Origin of the sequence: Leisingera sp. ANG-M1 (assembly GCF_000813745.1) — a bacterium.
Taxonomy (GTDB): domain Bacteria; phylum Pseudomonadota; class Alphaproteobacteria; order Rhodobacterales; family Rhodobacteraceae; genus Leisingera.
Genome location: NZ_JWLC01000025.1, coordinates 63,947 through 81,332, shown reverse-complemented (window position 1 = coordinate 81,332; position 17,386 = coordinate 63,947). Strand labels below are relative to the sequence as shown.

Annotated in this window: 17 protein-coding genes; 6 read left to right on the top strand and 11 right to left on the bottom strand. The window is 62.3% G+C overall.

Features of this window, described 5'->3' with window-relative positions:
• Nucleotides 1-218: 218 nt before the first annotated feature.
• Nucleotides 219-1,226 (top strand): GlxA family transcriptional regulator, encoded by a 1,008-nt coding sequence (locus tag RA19_RS19720; RefSeq protein WP_039130311.1) that lies wholly within the window; start codon nt 219-221, stop codon nt 1,224-1,226.
• 88 nt (nt 1,227-1,314) lie between these two features.
• Nucleotides 1,315-2,976, top strand: coding sequence for a peptidase U32 family protein (locus RA19_RS19715; RefSeq protein WP_039165977.1), 1,662 nt, complete (start codon nt 1,315-1,317; stop codon nt 2,974-2,976).
• Nucleotides 2,977-3,011: 35 nt separating this feature from the next.
• Here RA19_RS19715 and RA19_RS19710 read toward each other — a convergent pair whose 3' ends face one another.
• The 11 genes from RA19_RS19710 to RA19_RS19660 all read right to left on the bottom strand — a co-directional run bounded on the left by RA19_RS19710 (nt 3,012) and on the right by RA19_RS19660 (nt 13,060).
• On the bottom strand, nt 3,012-4,274 hold the full coding sequence (locus RA19_RS19710; RefSeq protein WP_039165976.1) for an NAD(P)/FAD-dependent oxidoreductase: 1,263 nt from the start codon (nt 4,272-4,274) through the stop codon (nt 3,012-3,014).
• Between the two features lie 39 nt (nt 4,275-4,313).
• Nucleotides 4,314-5,027 carry a c-type cytochrome gene (locus RA19_RS19705; RefSeq protein WP_039165974.1) on the bottom strand — a complete coding sequence of 238 codons (714 nt, stop codon included), beginning with the start codon at nt 5,025-5,027 and terminating at the stop codon, nt 4,314-4,316.
• 1 nt (nt 5,028) lies between these two features.
• On the bottom strand, nt 5,029-6,015 hold the full coding sequence (locus RA19_RS19700) for a c-type cytochrome (protein WP_241479109.1): 987 nt from the start codon (nt 6,013-6,015) through the stop codon (nt 5,029-5,031).
• A gap of 130 nt (nt 6,016-6,145) precedes the next feature.
• Nucleotides 6,146-7,417 (bottom strand): sulfite dehydrogenase, encoded by a 1,272-nt coding sequence (gene soxC, locus RA19_RS19695; protein ID WP_039165972.1) that lies wholly within the window; start codon nt 7,415-7,417, stop codon nt 6,146-6,148.
• A gap of 113 nt (nt 7,418-7,530) precedes the next feature.
• Nucleotides 7,531-9,228, bottom strand: a complete 1,698-nt coding sequence (soxB, locus tag RA19_RS19690) for a thiosulfohydrolase SoxB (RefSeq protein ID WP_039165970.1) — start codon at nt 9,226-9,228, stop codon at nt 7,531-7,533.
• 99 nt (nt 9,229-9,327) lie between these two features.
• Nucleotides 9,328-10,179 (bottom strand): sulfur oxidation c-type cytochrome SoxA, encoded by an 852-nt coding sequence (soxA, locus tag RA19_RS19685; RefSeq protein ID WP_039165966.1) that lies wholly within the window; start codon nt 10,177-10,179, stop codon nt 9,328-9,330.
• A gap of 75 nt (nt 10,180-10,254) precedes the next feature.
• Nucleotides 10,255-10,584 carry a thiosulfate oxidation carrier complex protein SoxZ gene (soxZ, locus tag RA19_RS19680; RefSeq protein WP_039130330.1) on the bottom strand — a complete coding sequence of 110 codons (330 nt, stop codon included), beginning with the start codon at nt 10,582-10,584 and terminating at the stop codon, nt 10,255-10,257.
• A gap of 44 nt (nt 10,585-10,628) precedes the next feature.
• Nucleotides 10,629-11,045, bottom strand: coding sequence for a thiosulfate oxidation carrier protein SoxY (gene soxY, locus RA19_RS19675; protein ID WP_039130332.1), 417 nt, complete (start codon nt 11,043-11,045; stop codon nt 10,629-10,631).
• A 60-nt stretch (nt 11,046-11,105) separates the two neighbouring features.
• Entirely contained in the window at nt 11,106-11,582 is a 477-nt protein-coding gene (soxX, locus tag RA19_RS19670; RefSeq protein ID WP_039165964.1) for a sulfur oxidation c-type cytochrome SoxX, read from the bottom strand.
• Nucleotides 11,583-11,709: 127 nt separating this feature from the next.
• On the bottom strand, nt 11,710-12,303 hold the full coding sequence (locus RA19_RS19665) for a thioredoxin family protein (protein WP_039165961.1): 594 nt from the start codon (nt 12,301-12,303) through the stop codon (nt 11,710-11,712).
• A gap of 19 nt (nt 12,304-12,322) precedes the next feature.
• Complete coding sequence (locus RA19_RS19660; RefSeq protein ID WP_039165957.1) at nt 12,323-13,060, bottom strand: cytochrome c biogenesis CcdA family protein; 738 nt, start codon at nt 13,058-13,060, stop codon at nt 12,323-12,325.
• Between the two features lie 106 nt (nt 13,061-13,166).
• Between RA19_RS19660 and RA19_RS19655 the strand changes: the two genes are divergently transcribed.
• The 4 genes from RA19_RS19655 to RA19_RS19640 all read left to right on the top strand — a co-directional run bounded on the left by RA19_RS19655 (nt 13,167) and on the right by RA19_RS19640 (nt 17,315).
• On the top strand, nt 13,167-13,550 hold the full coding sequence (locus tag RA19_RS19655; protein WP_039165955.1) for a hypothetical protein: 384 nt from the start codon (nt 13,167-13,169) through the stop codon (nt 13,548-13,550).
• A 59-nt stretch (nt 13,551-13,609) separates the two neighbouring features.
• Entirely contained in the window at nt 13,610-13,948 is a 339-nt protein-coding gene (locus tag RA19_RS19650) for an ArsR/SmtB family transcription factor (protein WP_039130344.1), read from the top strand.
• Nucleotides 13,949-13,965: 17 nt separating this feature from the next.
• Nucleotides 13,966-15,024 (top strand): YeeE/YedE family protein, encoded by a 1,059-nt coding sequence (locus RA19_RS19645; RefSeq protein WP_039165953.1) that lies wholly within the window; start codon nt 13,966-13,968, stop codon nt 15,022-15,024.
• Between the two features lie 257 nt (nt 15,025-15,281).
• On the top strand, nt 15,282-17,315 hold the full coding sequence (locus RA19_RS19640; RefSeq protein ID WP_039166587.1) for a PhoX family protein: 2,034 nt from the start codon (nt 15,282-15,284) through the stop codon (nt 17,313-17,315).
• Nucleotides 17,316-17,386 lie beyond the last annotated feature (71 nt).

Genomic DNA, 17,386 nt, shown 5'->3' with positions numbered 1-17,386 from the left:
TGCGTTGATTTATGTCCGGCACCATACCCGACAGAGTATTACCCGAGTCTTAGTATCGCCACTTTTGACCTGCAAGGGGCGGCGGGCAATTTCACGCTGCCGCAAACCTGCGTCCGGTGTCGCAATCCGCTGGAACGCTGTCGCTATTCTCGGGCTGCGGGACGCATCGGCGCCTTAGGAACCTCAATCAAGTCTGAATTCCGTGCCGGGGTCCCGCCATGACCGATGACAGTTTCGTTCAGAAAGGCGCCGCTGCCAATCTCGCCGTTCCGTTCGAAGGCGAGCCGCAGGATTTTTATTTCCTGCTTTTGCCCAAAGCGACCATGCTGCCGGTGGCCGCCGCCATCGAGCCGCTGCGCATTGCCAACCAGGTAACCGGCACCCGCCTGTACCGCTGGTTCATCATGACCGAGGACGGCGCGCCAGTGCATTGCTCCAACGGCATGGTGATCACACCGGATCAGCCGCTGCAGCCGCTGCCCTCAGATTCGCTGGGCTTTGTTTGCGCCGGCGTCGAGCCGCATAACGCGGCCAGTGAAGTCACCCTGAACTGGCTGCGCCGGGAAAGCCGCTTTGGCCGGTCCATCGGCGGCGTCTGTACCGGGGCCTTTGCGCTGGCCCAGGCCGGTCTGATCAAGAACCACAAGTTCACCCTGCACTGGGAGAACCAGCCCGGTTTCCTGGAGAGCTACCCCAGCCTGACGCCATCGCCCAACATTTTCGAAATCTCCGGCCCCCTGATGACCTGCGGCGGCGGTAATGCCGCGACCGACATGATGCTGCACCTGATCGAGGAGCGCCACGGCAAGCAGCTGGCAATCATCGTCGCCGACATGTGCCTGCACGTGCGCTCAGGCGGTCAGGCGGCGCCGCAGAAATCGAACTATGCGGTGGCCATCGGCAGCCGCAACCAGCGCCTGCTGAACGCGCTGCAGCTGATGCAGGAGTCGATCGAGGAGCCACTGTCGATCGGTGAGCTCTGCGATAAGCTGGACATTTCCCGCCGCCAGCTGGAGCGGCTGTTCTCGCGCTACCTGAACCAAAGCCCGATGCATGTCTATTTCGACATGCGCCTCAGCCATGCCTTTGCACTGATGAACGAAACCTCGATGAGCGTCACCGAAATCGCGCTGGCCTCCGGCTTTAACTCAGCCACGCATTTCTCGCGCCAGTTCAAGCGAAAGTTCGGCGCTTCCCCGCATTTCTTCCGCAAGGGCTGGAGCTGACGGCGCCGGTTTGATCCAGCGCAAATCGCATCCGGTTCAGCCGGCGTAAAGGAGCACCTCAAACACTCCTTTACGCCAGGCCTGACTGATGACCACCAAGCGCTCTGAACTGCTGATGCCCGCGGGCAATCTGCGCAAACTGAAGATGGCCGTTCTATACGGGGCTGATGCCGTCTACCTCGGCACCCCCGACATGTCCCTGCGCACCAAGTCCGAGTTCTCGCTGGAAGAGGTGATCGAAGGGGTGAAGTTCTGCCACCGGCACGGGCGGCGCGCCTATCTGACGCTGAATCTGTTCTCCCACAACAAGGACATCCCCAAGTTGGACGAGTACATCGAGACCGTCCGCAAGGTGCAGCCGGACGGGCTGATCATCGCCGACCCGGGCGTCTTCCAATATGTGAAGGAGCGCGCGCCCGAGATCCCGCTGCATGTTTCCACCCAGGCCAATATCTGCTCCTGGCTGTCGGTGAAATTCTGGCAGGACCAGGGCGCCGATCTGGTGGTTCTGGCGCGCGAAGTCTCCTATCCGGAACTGGTGGAGATCCGCGGAAAATGTCCGGATATCAAGCTCGAAGCCTTTGTGCATGGCGCCATGTGCATGACCTATTCGGGGCGCTGCCTGCTGTCTAATTTCATGGCTGAGCGCGGTGCCAACCAGGGCAACTGCGCCAACTCCTGCCGCTGGAACTACGGCGTCCGGATGCGGCTGAAGGACGGCACCGTGCAGGAGCTCGACATCAACGAGAGCAACGCCGGCATGTTCGAATTCCTGCTGGAGGAAGGCTGCCGCCCCGGCGAGCTGATGCCTATCGAAGAGGACGGCCGCGGCTCCTACATCCTCAATTCCCGCGACCTCTGCATCATGCCGAAACTGGACGACTACCTGAAAATCGGCGTCGACAGCCTCAAGGTCGAGGGCCGCGGCAAGTCGGAGTATTACGCCGCCATCGTTGCCCGTGCTTACCGCATGGCGATTGACGACTACTATGCCGATCCCGAGCGCTGGGACCCCAAGCCCTACATGCGGGAGCTGGAGGCCGTCGGAAACCGCGGCTACACGCTGGCCTTCCACGACGGGCGGCTGAACAACCTGGCGCATGACTACGAACACACGGCATCACTGGCGCAATGGGAATATGCCGCCGTGGTGACCGAAGTGGCCGAGGATGCCTTCCACGTTCTGGTGAAGGCCAAGCTGACGGCGGGCGAAGTGCTGGAGTTTGTCTCACCCATCGCCCGCGAAACCGTGCTGCTGCGGGTCTATGACTTTGAGGCTGCCAAAGACGGCACCCGCACGGAGGTGGTGCACGGCAGCACTCAGACCGTGATCCGCCTGCCATTCTCCCTGTTCGATCACGAGGACATCGAGGTCCTCAAGGCCCGTTTCCCGGCCTATACCGTCCTGCGCAAGGAACGCGCCCTGACCGAGGAACAATGGAATCGCATCCGCTTTGACAAGCTGACGCAAACCATTGAAGTATCAGGCAAAGGCAACCCAAAGGCCTACGCCCGCCGCCGTGACGCGCTGGCAGACAGCATCGCGCAGGACAGTAACGAAAAACGCTTCAAGACCAACCGCATCGGCACTGAGGGCTGCTGCGGCAAGGGCTGCAACGGCTGCCTGATCTTCTGGCAGGACCCGCAATATGAGCTGGCCCGCATTGCTCTGCAGAAACGCAAGCAGGGAGAAATGCTCAGCCGGGCCGAAGCCTCTGAATTAAAGCTGGCAGCAGGTGAAACCATGTGACGGGGGCGCCAGCAGCGCCCCCTTTCAATCCATGGTCAGCCGAACATGTCGGAGGTAATCCCGGCATACCAGCCGATGCTTTCCTCATAAGTCGCCTGGCGCAGCTCAGCGTCTTCGCCGGTCTGGCTGATGAACCCGTCCACCTTGGCAATCTTCTCATCCGTCGCCTGATAGGTCGCCCCCACCTTCACACCGTCATTGGTGCCGATCAGCGACCAGCAGGTGTTGGAGAATTTCGCCGGGAACACTTTGCTGTCAGTCAATGCCCCGCGCACCGCCATCGCCGCCACCTTGGCCTGGGAATTGGCCGAGAAGCCGGATTTCGGCATGTCGCCCTGCGCGCAGGCATCGCCCAGCACATGGATATTCTCATCCAGCCGGCTCTGCATCGTGTGGCCGCTGACCGGCGCCCAGTTGCCCTCGGTGATGCCGGCCATCTCGCAGATCCGCCCCGCCTTCATCGCCGGGATCACGTTGCAGGCATCCACCTTGGTCACTTCGCCGTCAATGGTCACCGTCATCGCATCCGGGTCCACCGAGACATTGCCGCCGCCGAACTCCTCGCCGATCCAGTCGATCATGCCGTCGTAATGGCTGCCCCAGCCCTCCTGGAACAGCGCCATCTTGGAGAACTTCGGCTTGGGGTCGGCAACAATGATCTTGGCCGTGGGGTTCCGCTGCTTCAGCACATGCGCCACCATCGACACCCGCTCATAAGGTCCCGGCGGGCAGCGGTAGGGGTTGGGTGGAGCAACCATCGCAAAGGTGCCGCCTTCCGGCATCGCCTCGATCTGCGCTTTCAAAAGTTCCGACTGCGAGCCCGCCTTATAGGCATGCGGCATCTTGTTCTGGGAAGTGATGTCCCAGCCCTCCACCGCGCCGTCGACAAAATCTATCCCCGGCGACAGGATCAGCCGGTCGTAGGGCAGCATCCCGCCGCCCGCCAGGCTGACGGTCCTTGCATCCCGGTCGATCCCCACCGCCCAGTCATGCACCACATTGACGCCGTACTGGCTGGCCAAAGTGCCATAGCTGTGGGCAATGCCCGCCAGGTCCTGAAAACCGCCGATATACAGATTGGAGAAGAAGCAGGTGTAGTAGGTCCGGGTCGGCTCCACCAGGGTGACGTCAATCGCGCCCTTGCTGTCCTTGGCAATATAACGCGCCGCAGTCGCACCGCCTGCACCGCCGCCGACAACCACGACACGCGGCTTGCCCGCGCCCAGAACCGCCGGCGCCTGCAAGGCCGCCGCCGCAGCCGCTCCGGTGCCAAGAAACTTACGTCTGTCTACAGCCATTTTACTACCCTCCCTTTCAAAACAACAAAGCGCCGGAGATCACTCCAGCGCACCAAAATACGCGGCCAGTGCTGCGATCTCCTCGTCCGACAACCGCCCCGCCATCATCTGCATCACCGGATGGGGCCGGATCTTGCGTTTGTAGGCGTGCATGGCGATGACAAAGTCCTCATTCGGCCAGCCGATGACCGAAGGGATGCCATCATAATCCCCGTCGGTCTGGTGGCAGGTGGTGCATTCGCTTGAGAGATACTCGCCATAGTCCCGGTCCCCCACAATGGCGAGCGTCTCAGGCGGCAGCGCCACTTCAACCTTGCGCACAGTCGGCTCGGCCTCCGGTATGTCCTGCGGGTTGTCCGAGAACCGGCGCAAGTATGCCAGCACATCCCGGCGGTCCTGCGGTTCCTTGAGGCCGCGGAAGGCCATCCGCGTGCCGCTCACCAGCGCCTTAGGGTTTTCCAGATAGGCGTCCAGATGCTCCAAGTCCCAGACCATCCCGTCCTTGCGGGCACGCACGATGCTATTGGAATACTTGAAATCCTCGAACTGCGCCACCTTGCGGCCGAAAACCCCGTTCAGCAGCGGCCCGTTCTTGTGGCGGGCCCCTGGCCCGACCTCATGGCAGGACGCGCATTGCTCAAACACGTTTTCGCCCCGCTCTGGATCGCCGATCGGCACGGCGCCCTCGCTGGCCTGGGCCGCGCCTGCCAGCGCAGCCCAGACCGGGATAACCAACGCCAGACGGCGCTGCATGTTACTGGGAATAGGACTTGAGGTAGGCAATCACCGCCTCGATGTCCCCTTCCTTCTTCAGTCCTGCAAAGGACATCTTGGTCCCCTTCATGTATTTCTTCGGTTTCGCCAGAAAGGCCGCCAGTTCGGCCTCATCCCAGACCAGCCCGCCTTCGGCCGCAGCCTTCATCGCCTTGGAGTAACGGAACCCCTCCACGTAGCCGGCAGGCGCTCCGATGATGCCGTTCAGGATGGGCCCGGTCTTGGACTTGGCCCCGTCGCCGACCTGGTGGCAGGCCTTGCACTTCTTAAAGGTCTTCTCACCTTTCGCCACCAGTTCCGGGTCTAGAACAGCTGCCACTTCGACAGGCTCCTCCGCCTCCTCAACCGGCGCGGCATCACCCGAAGCCGCGGCGCTCTCTTCCTCCGGCGTCACGTCCAGCACCATGGCGCGCATGGTGATCTCGACGTCGTCCTTGCAGTTCTCCATGCACGGCTCCGGGTTCCAGAAGTGCTTCTCCGCCTCCAGCCGGTCATCCAGGATGAAGCCTTCCGCATTGGGCAGCTCCACATCTGCAAAAGTCCCGTCCGACAATACGAACTCGTCATCCACCAGATCGTTGGAATAGAGGATATAAGCCACAATAGCATAAACCTCGTCCGCGGTCAGAGACTGCGCATCGCCAAACGGCATCGAGCGGTTCACATAGTCCCAGGTGGTCGAGAGATACGGCCAGTAGCTGCCCACTGTCTTCAGCGGATCGTCATGGTCCAGCGTGTCCTGCCCGCCCGCGAGCTTGGGCCAATTGCCGACACCTTCGGCAAAGTCGCCGTGGCAAACGGCGCATTTCTCGGCAAAGACCTCTTCGCCGGTGAACACATCGCCCGAGCCTGCGGGCAGGCCGGTGCCATCGGGGGCCACATCCAGATCCCAGGCGGCAATTTCCTCCGGCAGTGCAGGACGGCCCAGGCCGAACTTCTCTGCAGCCGCCGGTGAAACAACTGCCAAAGAAAAAATAGCAGCTGCAACAACGTACCGCCCGGCCGAAAGGCCGGGCAGCGCCCGTCCGCCCCCCCGGGCGGGCGCTACGCTTTCCGCCCGCGGACGGGAGCTGCCCTCAACGCCCATTTTCACCCCATTAAGATACTTCGACATTTTCCGCCTCCCCGTTAGCCTTGACCCACCAGGTCTGGATGGCGTTGTTGTGATAGATCGAATTCAAGCCGCGCACCTCGCGCAGCTGCGCCTTGGAAGGCTGGACGTAACCGGTGGAATCCTTGGCACGGGCTTGCAGCAGCATCTCGGAACCGTCCCAATTGATGTCCAGGTAGAACCGCGTCAGCGCCTTGTCAGTGCCAGGCGCGGCCAGCCGCGCCTCCTGCCAGCTCTTGCCACCGTCCAGCGAGACATCCACGCCGGTAACCGCACCACGCCCCGACCAGGCCAGCCCGGTGATCACCAGCGGCCCCGGCCCATGTTTGATCGGCGCCTGCGGGCTGGGGCTGGTGACAACGGATTTCGCATCCATCTCCCAGGTCCACTTGCGACTGACGCCGTTGGCCAGCGTGTCGGTATATTTCGAAGTCTCCTCGCGGCTTTCAACCGGCTGGTCCATGACCTCAACCCGGCGCAGCCATTTGACCCACATGTTGCCTTCCCAGCCCGGCACCACCAGCCGCACCGGATAGCCATGCTCCTTGCGCAGCGCCTCGCCGTTGGCCTTGAAGGCGACCAGCACGTCGTCCATCGCCTTTTCCAGCGGGATCGAGCGCCCGTTCGAAGACGCATCCGCACCCTCCACATAGACCCACTTGCCCTCGGGGCTGACGCCGGCCTCTTCCAGCAGCGTCCGCAGCGACACGCCGGAGTATTCCATATTGTGGATCATTCCATGGGTGAACTGCGCGCCGTTCAGCTGCGCACCGGCCCATTCCATGCCTGAGTTCGCGGCGCATTCGCAGAAATAAACGCGGTTTTCGCGCGGGAAGCGCTCCAGGTCTTCATAGGTGAACACCAGCGGCGTCTCGACCAGCCCGTTTATCATCAGCCGGTAGTCTTCCTTGCGCAGCTCGATGGCGCCCGAATGGTGGCGCTCAAAGGCACAGCCCTGCGGCGTGATTGTGCCGTCCAGCGCGTGGATCGGGGTGAAGTTGATCGAGCTGATGGTGTCCGCCGTCAGCCACTCCACGTTGCGGCGCACCACGTCGCCCTCGTATTGGATCGGCATGCCGTAAGGCGTGGCATCCACACCCTCGCCGAGGCCTGAGGCCCATTCCTGCACTTCTGTAATCAGCGGATCGGGCGTGGCCGCCTTAGCGGCACCGGCGGCAACAGCCCCTGCCCCGGCAGCCGCCGCTCCGGTCAGGAACTGGCGGCGCGAGGGCGCCAGGCTCTTGGCGTCATCACTCATCTTTCTTTGCCTCCTTATATCGATAAATTCACTTTCGTGAATTCAACTGAGCAAAATTTTTTACGGTTCCCCGTCAGGGGAAGATTGTCCTGCCCCGCCGGGGCGGGCGCCGCTTAAGCGCCTGCCACCTGCACGGAAGTGTTCGGGTTCAGGGTCACGGTGCCAAGCTTGCGGATATGATCCTCGACCACATCCCAGATCATCGGCCCTTCGGTGCCCTCGTTCACGCTGGCCCAGCCGGCCACGACGTAGGATTTCGCCGGATCGATCGCCTCGCCGGTCTTCAGAAGCGTCATATCGGTGATCCGCTCGCCTTGCGGCTTGGTGATGTCGATCCGGTAACCCATGCCGCCGATCCGCACCATGTCGCCGCCCTGCTGGTAATAGGGGTCCGGGTTGAAGATGTTGTCGGCTACATCCTCAAGGATCACTTTGATGAACTCGCCGGTCATCTCCGACCGGTAGGCCTGCCCGTAAGACATCGAGGTCACGTTCCAGATATCCTCGCGGGTGATATTGTCGCCCGGCACCAGCGACGGTCCCCAGCGCACGCCCGGCGACATGGCAATATCCGCCTCCCGCTCGCTCAGCAGCGCATCGCAGATCAGGTCGTCCCAGGTGCCGTTGAAGTTGCCGCGGCGGTAGAGCAGCGTATCGGTCTGGCCGATCACCTCCTCCAGCTGCGCCTTAAAGGGCGCGCGCTCCGCATCAATCAGCTGCGCCACTGCCGGGTCCGGCGCGATCACATCCGAGAACACCGGGATCAGCTTGTGCCGCAGCCCCATCAGCTGGCCGTCGCGCACATCCAAATCAACACGGGAGACAAATTTGCCATTAGACCCAGAAGCAATGATATGGGTTTTGCCCACCAGGACCGGCTCGGGCAGCGCGTCATGGGTGTGGCCCGACAGGATCACGTCAATCCCCTGCACCTTGCCGGCCATCTTCTTGTCGACGTCAAAGCCGTTGTGGCTGAGCACCACCAGCAGATCTGCGCCGGCCGCGCGCACCTCATCCACCATCGCCTGCATGTTCTCATCGCGGATACCGAACGAATACTCCGGGAACATCCAGCCCGGGTTGGCAATCGGCATATAGGGGAAGGCCTGGCCGATTACCGCCACCTTGGCACCGCCGCGTTCGAAGAACTTGTAGGGTTTGAACAGTTCGGCCGGCTCGTCCCACTCGGCGTCAAAGATGTTCTGGCCAAGCGCCGCAAAAGGCAGGCCCTCGACGATCTCATTGACCCGCTCAGAGCCCAGAGTGAACTCCCAGTGGAAGGTCATCGCATCCGGTTTCAGCGCGTTCATCACATTGACCATGTCCTGGCCTGCCGTGTGATGGCAGGTGTAGGAGCCGTGCCAGGTGTCGCCGCCGTCAAACAGCAGCGCATCGGGGCGGTCGGCGCGGATGGCGTTGATGATCGTTGCCATCCGGTCCAGCCCGCCGACGCGGCCATAGCCCTTGGCGAGCGACGAGAAGTCATCATAGGTCAGCGCATAGGCCGAAGGGCTGCCGTCAGCGATGCCATAAGCCTTGCGGAAGTCGGCGCCGGTGATATGCGGCACATGGCCCTTGTTGCCGCCGACACCCAGATTGATCGACGGCTCGCGGAAATAGATCGGCTTCAATTGCCCATGAATATCAGTCACATGGATCAGGCTGATGTTGCCGAAGGTGTCAAACTCCAGAAGCTGGTCCTGGGTCAGCGACTGCTGCGCAGCCAGCCGCGCCCAGTTGCCAAAGCCTGACGCCCCCACCATGGCCGAGGCGGCCATGGAAACCTGCAGAAAATCGCGGCGCGAGATCATGTGTACCGGTATCCTGTGTGCTTGCGCGACATATTCGCACAAATGAATGTTTCAAAAGAGACACGCCCCGCGCCTGTCAACAGGCGCGGGGCGCAAAGATCAGTTGCGGACAGAGGGTGCTTCGACCGACAGCCCGTTGCCGCGCGAGGCCACATAGAGCTCCAGCGCCACGAAGTCCGCCGAACCCGGCTTGTAGGTCTCGGCGCGGGTGTCGCGCACGCAGCCCTTGAAGCGCGCATGGGCGGTATTCAGCTTGGTGTTCTTCAAGCGGTAGACCGGGAAGCCGTTGATCTGGCCCTGGCTCAGGTGGTCGGCGCGGATCATGTTGCCATAGTTGTCTTCATGGCAGTTCGCACAAGACAGCTCCAGCTGGCCGGTGCGGGTGTAATACATCTCCTTGCCCTTCTCCCAGGTCGACTGGGCCGGGCCGTCGATGGCCACATCCACCGGCATACCGCGCGACTGGACCGAGATCAGCGCTTCCATCGCCGACATCTTGCCGCCTGTGTACTTCCACTTCTCGGCACCCATGTGGTTTTCGCGGCAGTCGTTGATCTGCATGTTCAGGGTGCGGACTTCACCGGCGGCCTCGCTCCATTTAGGATAGACCGCGCGCACGCCTTTCATGCTTTCCTCGACATCATCGTGGCAGGAAGCGCAGGACTTGCCCTCGGAGCCTTCGACAGTGCTCCAAGCATCCAGGGCCTGATCGACAAAGATCATCGCCGGGTTTTCAAAGTCGTCCATCTGCAGGGCCTGGGTTTCATCCTTGCGGAAGTGCCAGCCCGACATCACCTCGTCCATCACATCCGCGATATGCGCAGGTGCGGCGGCCTTGGTGACCATCTCGATTTCCTCGTTGACCACCAGCGTGTCGTCATCGGGGCCTGCACCTGCTGCCATAGGCAGCGCCAGCACGGCGGCAATTGCTGTGATTGCCTTCTTGTTCATTCCCTGTCCTCCCTTGGGTGCCTGCTCTGCCCGGCGCAAACCGGACAGAACGCGTGCCTAAAGATCCGGAACGGATCAGCCGATGGCGATTTTTTTCTTGGTGTCGTAGACCGAGCCGTCGTCGTCATACCAGGTGAAGACAAATTCACCGGCTTCCGGCACGACAGCGTCGAACTCGAAATAGGGGTTGGTGGAGATCGCGGGCTCCATCGCCACGTCCAGCACGGTCTCGCCGTTGAAGGCGCAGGTGAAGCGGTTGATGATCGAGCGCGGGATCAGGTTGCCTTCCTTATCCTTGCGCTGGCCGCTTTCCATCTTGTGGCTGATCAGGGTCTTGATGGTGACCGTATCGCCGGCAGCAGCGGTTTTCGGGACCTTGACGCGGGGTTTAACACCGGATGCCATGTCTTTAATTCTCCTTAAGAATTCCGTTCAGGGAGCAGGCAGCCTCAGCCGCCGCAGCCGCCGATGGTCACTTTGACGGTGGCGCTTGCCTTGGCGAAAGAGCCATCGGCCAGCTTGGCCACCGCAACAACGTCCTGGGTGCCCGCAAGGCGGATCCGGGTCGAGGCCGACTGCTGCGCCGCACCGGGGCCGAAGTTGAAGGTCGCCACACCGGGTTCCGGGTTGCCGGTGGCCAGCACCAGGATCGCGGTGGCGCCAGGCGCCTCAACCGAGATCGGAACAGTATTGCCGTTCTCGGCAATCTCGGGCGCGTTCAGGGTGACGCCGCCCTCGGCCATATCGGCACCGCCGGTAAAGGCAGCGATCCGGTCGTCTGCTGCGGCGTTCACCTGGAACGGCAGCACGGTTACCACGGCAGCGCCCAGGCCCAGGGCCAGGGTCTCACGGCGTGAGAACTCCATCATATCTCTCCTATTCATTCACACAGGCTGCAGCACCGGACGCGAGGCCCGGCCCGCGCCTCACTCTTCTTTCAGCGTCGCGAGGAACGCGACCACATCCTCGATCTCCTGCGCCGTCAGGATCGGCGGCAGCGGCTCGGCCCCGGCCTTGCCGGTATAGGCGTCGCCCGGGCGGGTGAAGCCGTCGACCTTGTAGAAGGCCGGCATCATGGTGCCCTCAAATGTCATCTTGGCATTGGCCACCAGGCCGCGCAGCTCTTCCTCGCTCCAGCGGTCGCCTGCGCCGTCCAGCGACGGGCCGATCTCGCCATGGAACGGCACATCCGCCAGCGCGCTCAGCTGATGGCAGGCCACGCAGTTGCCCTTGGACTTGGAGCCGACCACAACGGCGCCATTCTCCACGTCCCCGGCAACCCCGGTCAGCGAGGCGGCCACTTCGCCGTATTCGCCGTACTGCACCGCTTTCGGAGCAACCTCTCCGGCCATCGCCGCGGCACCCGCCAGGCTCAGCGCCAGTGTCAGAGATGTAAGCTTCATGTATCCTCCCAATGGCTGCCGCATCTGTGTGCGGTTGCTTCGTTGCTGCATACCGTAGGCCACAGCCGGACCATTACGCAACAACAAATTCATTATTGTGAATTTTTGCATTTTGTGCGCCGGACCCCTAGTCTGCGGATCCATTATTGCGCTCTTGGATCATCCGCGCGTGGTAGCGCTGGAAATCTTCCCCGTTATCAAGCGCATACCGCTTTTCATTGACCCATGTAAACATGTCCAGCGTGGTTCCCGCGCCAAAAGCGCCCGGCATCATCGCTACCGCCGCTTCGGGGGCTGTGGCTTCTTCGGCAACCTCCTCCGGCAGGAACAGAATCGTCGGTGTGAACAGCACTCCCCATTTGCGTGCCATCTCTTTCTCCGGCAGCGCTTGGCCGTCGAAATCGGTGACCTCCACATCGCCATAAAGGTTCAGCTGCACGACAAAGAAGTTCTCTTCGATGTACCGGCTGATTTCCGGCCGGGGAAAGGTCTCCTCATGCATCTTGGTGCAGTAGATGCAGCCACGCTGTTCAAAGATCAGCGCCAGCCGTTTGCCCTCGCCATTCGCCTCATCCAGATCCTCGCGCAGATCCTTGAAGGTCTCCCGCATCCAAGAGGTCTTGTGCAGACCGTCATCCCCCAGTTCTGCCGCAGACAAGGGAATGGCCATGGGCACGGCCAGCACCGCCGTCATTAACACTTTCGCAAGACTTCTCAGCATGTTGGCCTCCACATTTCATTTATCCAATTGAGCTGAACCCCGGCATCCAGCGGATCATCGCCTCGGCAATCAGCCGCACCCCGCCGGTGGCGATCAGCACCGCAAACAGCACCAGCATCGCGCCCATGCCCTTTTCGACCCAAGCAAAGGCCGTGCGGTGCCGCGCCACCCACCCCAGAAACGGTTTGGCAAACAGCGCCGCCACGACAAAAGGCGCTGTCATCCCCAGCCCGTAGACCAGCAGCAGCACCCCTCCGCGCCAGATGTCGCCCATGCCCGACGCGATCATCAGGATCGAGGCCAGCGCCGGCCCCACGCAAGGTGTCCAGCCAAAGCCAAAGGCCAGCCCCATCAGATAGGCGCCCAGCACAGTCGAGGGTTCCGCCGCACTTTCTAAGCGGGCCTCGCGGTACAGCAGCGGGATCTTTACCACGCCCAGGAAATGCAGCCCGAACAGCAGCAAGAGCGCCGCCGCACCATAAGACAGAACCTCCAGATACTGTCCGAACAGCTGCCCCAGCGCCGTCGCCCCCATGCCCATCAGCATGAACACTGTGGTCACCCCGGCGGCAAAACAAACCGCCGACACCAGCAGCCGCCGCTGTGCTCCTGCGTTTATTGCACCGTCTCCGCGCAATTCCGCCATCGACAAGCCGCCCATGTACGAGAGGTAAAACGGCACCATCGGCAGAATGCAGGGGGTGAAAAAGCTCAGCAAACCTGCGATCAAGGCGCTAAACAAGGTAATCTCGAGCATTGCCTCCCCCTGGCCCACGCGAACGTTATCCGGCCCTGGCTTGTGTCATTCACATATTCGAATTATGTTGTATTATGCAGACCCGTCAACAGGTGGAATGACATAGATGCGCGTGATCCGGCAACTGGCTGCAGCCGCGGCCCTGACCCTCACTGCCCTGCCCGCCTGGGCGGCCGAGCTGGTAATGGTCGAGCAGCCAGGCTGCGAATGGTGTGCCCGCTGGGACGAGGAAATCGCCCCGATCTACCCCAAAACGGCCGAAGGCAAGCACGCCCCGCTGCGCCGGGTCGACCTGCGCAATTTGCCGGATGACCTGCAGGTGAGCCGCAGGGTCATGTTCACCCCCACCTTTCTGGTGGTTGAGGACGGCAAGGAACAGGCCCGGCTCGAAGGCTACCCGGGCGAAGATTTCTTTTGGCCTTTGCTTGCAGATTTGCTAACGGCCCATACAGGGTTTGTTGATAATACGCACACTCAGGGCGGCAGCTGACGGCCCGAACGGGGCAAAAAGAGGAGTGCGGCGCCCGCGCGCCGCTCAGGAGACGACAGATGGCACTACCGCAGTTTTCCGCGGACATGGATCCGGCAGAAATGGACAAGATGGTCGACAACGCGACCAAGGCCTCCAATTTTCTCAAGGCGATCAGCCACGAGGGCCGCCTGATGATCCTGTGCCACCTGGTTTCGGGCGAGAAATCGGTGACCGAGCTGGAGGAGCTCCTGTCGGCCCGCCAGGCCGCCGTCTCCCAGCAGCTCTCCCGCCTGCGGCTCGAAGGCCTGGTCATTCCCCGGCGCGAAGGTAAGGCAATCTATTACCGCCTGGCTGACGACAAACCCCGCCGGATGCTGGAAACAGTCTATGACCTGTTCTGCAACGATGGCAGCTAAACACCTGAAGTAAGTCAATGTTTGAGCTCCTGACAGAACACCAGCTAGCCGCCTTTTTCGGGCTGCTGGGCGGTGTTCTTCTGGGACTGGCCGCACGGCTTGGGCGGTTCTGCACCCTCGGCGCGATCGAAGACCTGCTCTATGGCGGCTCTTCGCTGAGGATGCGGATGTGGGGTGTGGCGATCGGTGTGGCCGTCACAACCAGCTTTTCTCTGATCGGTCTTGGGCTGGTGGACGCCGGCCAATCCTTCTACCTCTCGATCCGCTGGATGCCCGCCGCTTCGATCCTCGGCGGGCTGATGTTCGGCTATGGCATGGCGCTCAGCGGCAACTGCGGGTACGGCGCCATCGCCCGGCTCGGCGGCGGCGACCTGCGCAGCTTTGTGATCGTGCTGGTGATGGGGGTATCAACCTACGTGGTGCTGGCAGGCCCCCTCGCCCCATTGCGAAACATCTTCTTTGAGCAGCAGGACGTCACCACCGACATCCCCCCGGGCCTGGCCCACTACGCCGCCGCCTGGAGCGGGCTGCCGCTGGCCGCAATAGGCGTCACTGCCGGCATACTGATCCTCTTCGCTTCCCTCGCCAATGCGGAAATCCGCAAGGACAAACAAGCCCTGTTCTGGTCCGCCGTCGTGGGCATTGCCGTCACCTCGGGCTGGGTCGGCACCACATACGTCAACACCGAAGGCTTCGAGGCGCTGCCGGTGGTCTCCCATTCCTTCTCTGCCCCCTTGGGCGAGACCATCCTTTGGACCATGACCGGGTCCTTGCGCCCGCTGTCTTTTGCTGTCGGCTCCATCGCCGGGGTCTGGACAGGCGCCTTTATCGGCTCGCTGATCAAAGGCCATTTCCGCTGGGAGGCCTGCGAGGACCCGCGCGAGCTGCGCCGCCAGATCATCGGTGCCGCCATCATGGGCGCAGGCGCGGTGATCGCCATGGGCTGCACCGTCGGCCAGGGCCTCAGCGCCTTTTCCCTGCTGGCAGTTTCGGCACCAGTCACCATGCTAGCAATCTTTGCCGGCGCCGCCATCGGCCTGCGCCAGCTCATCGAAGGGTTCCGGCCCGCAGAGTAACCCGCTGTCCCCGCGGGGACAGGCCGCCAAACCTGCCTTTGCCCCAAAGGGGAAACGGCCTGCTCTTCTTCTGGCGGGAAATATCCCGGGGGTCCGGGGGCAGCGCCCCCGGGCTGCAAACAGGCAGAACCTAAAGCCCGCCTCATGTGACAATTCAGTTAATCAGCATTAACCTTTATGCATCTGTTACAAGCCTGCCCATGATGACCCGGGTCCGCCGCATTGCGGCAAAGACTGATGAGAATTTGGAGCCAGCCATGGACCGCAAGCAGATCATTGAAGACCCGGAAACCGGCAACAAGGCAGAAGCCTTTGAAGCCTTTGATGATATTCCCTCCAACCCGCGCCTCAGCGGCTCCATTGGCGATGTGATTGCCTCCCGTTATGGCCGCCGGGAGATGCTGACGGGCCTGCTCGGCGTTTCCGCCTCGGCTGCTTTGTTCGGTGCCTCGGCCCTCGCCGCGCCGCGCCCGGCCGGTGCTGCAAACGCCGCGCGCGAAAGCCGCTATGCCTTCAATGAACTGGCCTGGGGAAATGATGAAACCCATCATGTGGCCGAAGGGTATGAGGCGGAAATCCTGCTGCGCTGGGGCGATCCGGTTGTTGCGGACGCCCCGGAATTCGACGTGATGAATCAAAGCGCCGAAGCGCAGTTGCAGCAATTCGGCTACAACAACGATTACACTGGCTTCCTGCCGCTGAACGCCGACGGCTCCCGCGGGCTTCTCTGCGTGAACCACGAATACACCAACGAGGAGATGATGTTCCCGGGGCTGGGCCGCCAGGACAAGGCCGAATTCGCCGGCATGACCAAAGAGCTGGCGGATATCGAGATGGCCGCGCATGGCGGCACTGTTGCAGAGATCATCCGCGGCGCGGACGGCAAATGGGCCGTAGTCCTGAACAGCCCTATGAACCGGCGCATCACACCGCTGACCACCGCGATGACCCTGGACGGTCCGGCGGCCGGCCATGCCAGGCTGCAAACCAGCGAAGACCCTTCGGGCACCCGCGTTCTCGGCACGCTCAATAATTGTGCCGGCGGCATGACGCCCTGGGGCACATGGCTGATGGCCGAAGAGAATTTCCACGGCTATTTCTGGACAGACAAGCTGGATGCGGACGGAAAGCCGGATCTGTCGGACCAGCCCGAGGCTGCGCAGATGAAACGCTACGGCGCACCGGGGCTCTGGTATGCCTGGGGCAAATTCCACGGCCGCTTCAACATCGACAAGGAACCCAATGAGCTGAACCGCTTTGGCTGGGTCGTCGAGGTGGACCCGCGCGATCCGGCGGCCATGCCGGTGAAACATACCGCACTTGGCCGTTTCCGCCATGAAGGTGCTGAAACCACCACTTCGAAGGAAGGCCGTTTGGTGGTCTACATGGGTGACGACGCGCGGTTCGAATACCAGTACAAATACGTCTCCGCCGGCACGGTTTCAAAGGACCCGGCCGCCAACTCCAAGTTGCTGAGCGACGGCACCCTGTACGTGGCCCGGTTCGACGAGGGCGGCACAGTCCACTGGCTGCCGCTGGTGCATGGCACAGGGCCGCTGACAGCCGAAAACGGTTTTGCAAGCCAAGCGGATGTTCTGATCGACGCGCGGCTTGCGGCCGATGCCCTGGGCGCCACTCCAATGGACCGCCCGGAAGATGCCCAGCCGCGCGGCGACGGCACCGCCTATATCATGCTGACCAACAACACACGCCGCGGCGCATCGCAGCTGGATGCAGCCAATCCGCGCGCAAAATCAGCCTTTGGCCATATCATCGAGATCAAAGAAGACGGCGGCGACCATGCAGCCACGAAGGGCACCTGGTCGATCCTGGTGAAATGCGGCGATCCGCAAATTGCCGGGGTTGGAGCCGAGTGGAACCCGGAAACGTCGGAAAACGGCTGGTTCGCCTCGCCGGACAACTGCGCCTTTGACGCGGACGGGCGCCTGTGGGTCGCCACCGACCAGGGCAGCAAATGGGGCAAGACCGGCAAATCGGACGGGCTTTACGGAGTCGAGACCGAAGGCGTTCTGCGCGGCCACTCCAAGCTGTTCTTCCGCTGCCCGGCCGGCGGCGAACTCTGCGGACCGGTTTTTACGCCGGACGGGGAAACCCTGTTTCTGGCGGTGCAGCACCCCGGAACAGACGGGACTAAGGCGCTGAAAGGCTTTGAGCGCGCCTCGACCTTCGAGGACCCCGCCACCCGCTGGCCGGATTTCGACCCGAACATGCCGCCCCGGCCCTCGGTTGTTGCCGTGACCCGCAAGGGCGGCGGCAAGATCGCCATCTGAACCGAAATCCGCTGTTATCAGGCGGAGCGCGCCCCGTTCGGGGCACGCGCAGGCTTCAGCCCTGGCGGGCG

What these genes read in the sequence shown, in the direction of transcription:
- soxA (WP_039165966.1), bottom strand. Translation starts at nt 10,179, where the DNA reads ATGAACAAGAAGGCAATCACAGCAATTGCCGCCGTGCTGGCGCTGCCT.
- RA19_RS19645 (WP_039165953.1), top strand. Translation starts at nt 13,966, where the DNA reads ATGTTTGAGCTCCTGACAGAACACCAGCTAGCCGCCTTTTTCGGGCTG.
- RA19_RS19640 (WP_039166587.1), top strand. Translation starts at nt 15,282, where the DNA reads ATGGACCGCAAGCAGATCATTGAAGACCCGGAAACCGGCAACAAGGCA.
- RA19_RS19665 (WP_039165961.1), bottom strand. Translation starts at nt 12,303, where the DNA reads ATGCTGAGAAGTCTTGCGAAAGTGTTAATGACGGCGGTGCTGGCCGTG.
- soxX (WP_039165964.1), bottom strand. Translation starts at nt 11,582, where the DNA reads ATGAAGCTTACATCTCTGACACTGGCGCTGAGCCTGGCGGGTGCCGCG.
- RA19_RS19705 (WP_039165974.1), bottom strand. Translation starts at nt 5,027, where the DNA reads ATGCAGCGCCGTCTGGCGTTGGTTATCCCGGTCTGGGCTGCGCTGGCA.
- soxY (WP_039130332.1), bottom strand. Translation starts at nt 11,045, where the DNA reads ATGGAGTTCTCACGCCGTGAGACCCTGGCCCTGGGCCTGGGCGCTGCC.
- soxC (WP_039165972.1), bottom strand. Translation starts at nt 7,417, where the DNA reads ATGAGTGATGACGCCAAGAGCCTGGCGCCCTCGCGCCGCCAGTTCCTG.
- RA19_RS19660 (WP_039165957.1), bottom strand. Translation starts at nt 13,060, where the DNA reads ATGCTCGAGATTACCTTGTTTAGCGCCTTGATCGCAGGTTTGCTGAGC.
- RA19_RS19650 (WP_039130344.1), top strand. Translation starts at nt 13,610, where the DNA reads ATGGCACTACCGCAGTTTTCCGCGGACATGGATCCGGCAGAAATGGAC.
- RA19_RS19655 (WP_039165955.1), top strand. Translation starts at nt 13,167, where the DNA reads ATGCGCGTGATCCGGCAACTGGCTGCAGCCGCGGCCCTGACCCTCACT.
- soxZ (WP_039130330.1), bottom strand. Translation starts at nt 10,584, where the DNA reads ATGGCATCCGGTGTTAAACCCCGCGTCAAGGTCCCGAAAACCGCTGCT.
- RA19_RS19715 (WP_039165977.1), top strand. Translation starts at nt 1,315, where the DNA reads ATGACCACCAAGCGCTCTGAACTGCTGATGCCCGCGGGCAATCTGCGC.
- RA19_RS19720 (WP_039130311.1), top strand. Translation starts at nt 219, where the DNA reads ATGACCGATGACAGTTTCGTTCAGAAAGGCGCCGCTGCCAATCTCGCC.
- soxB (WP_039165970.1), bottom strand. Translation starts at nt 9,228, where the DNA reads ATGATCTCGCGCCGCGATTTTCTGCAGGTTTCCATGGCCGCCTCGGCC.
- RA19_RS19710 (WP_039165976.1), bottom strand. Translation starts at nt 4,274, where the DNA reads ATGGCTGTAGACAGACGTAAGTTTCTTGGCACCGGAGCGGCTGCGGCG.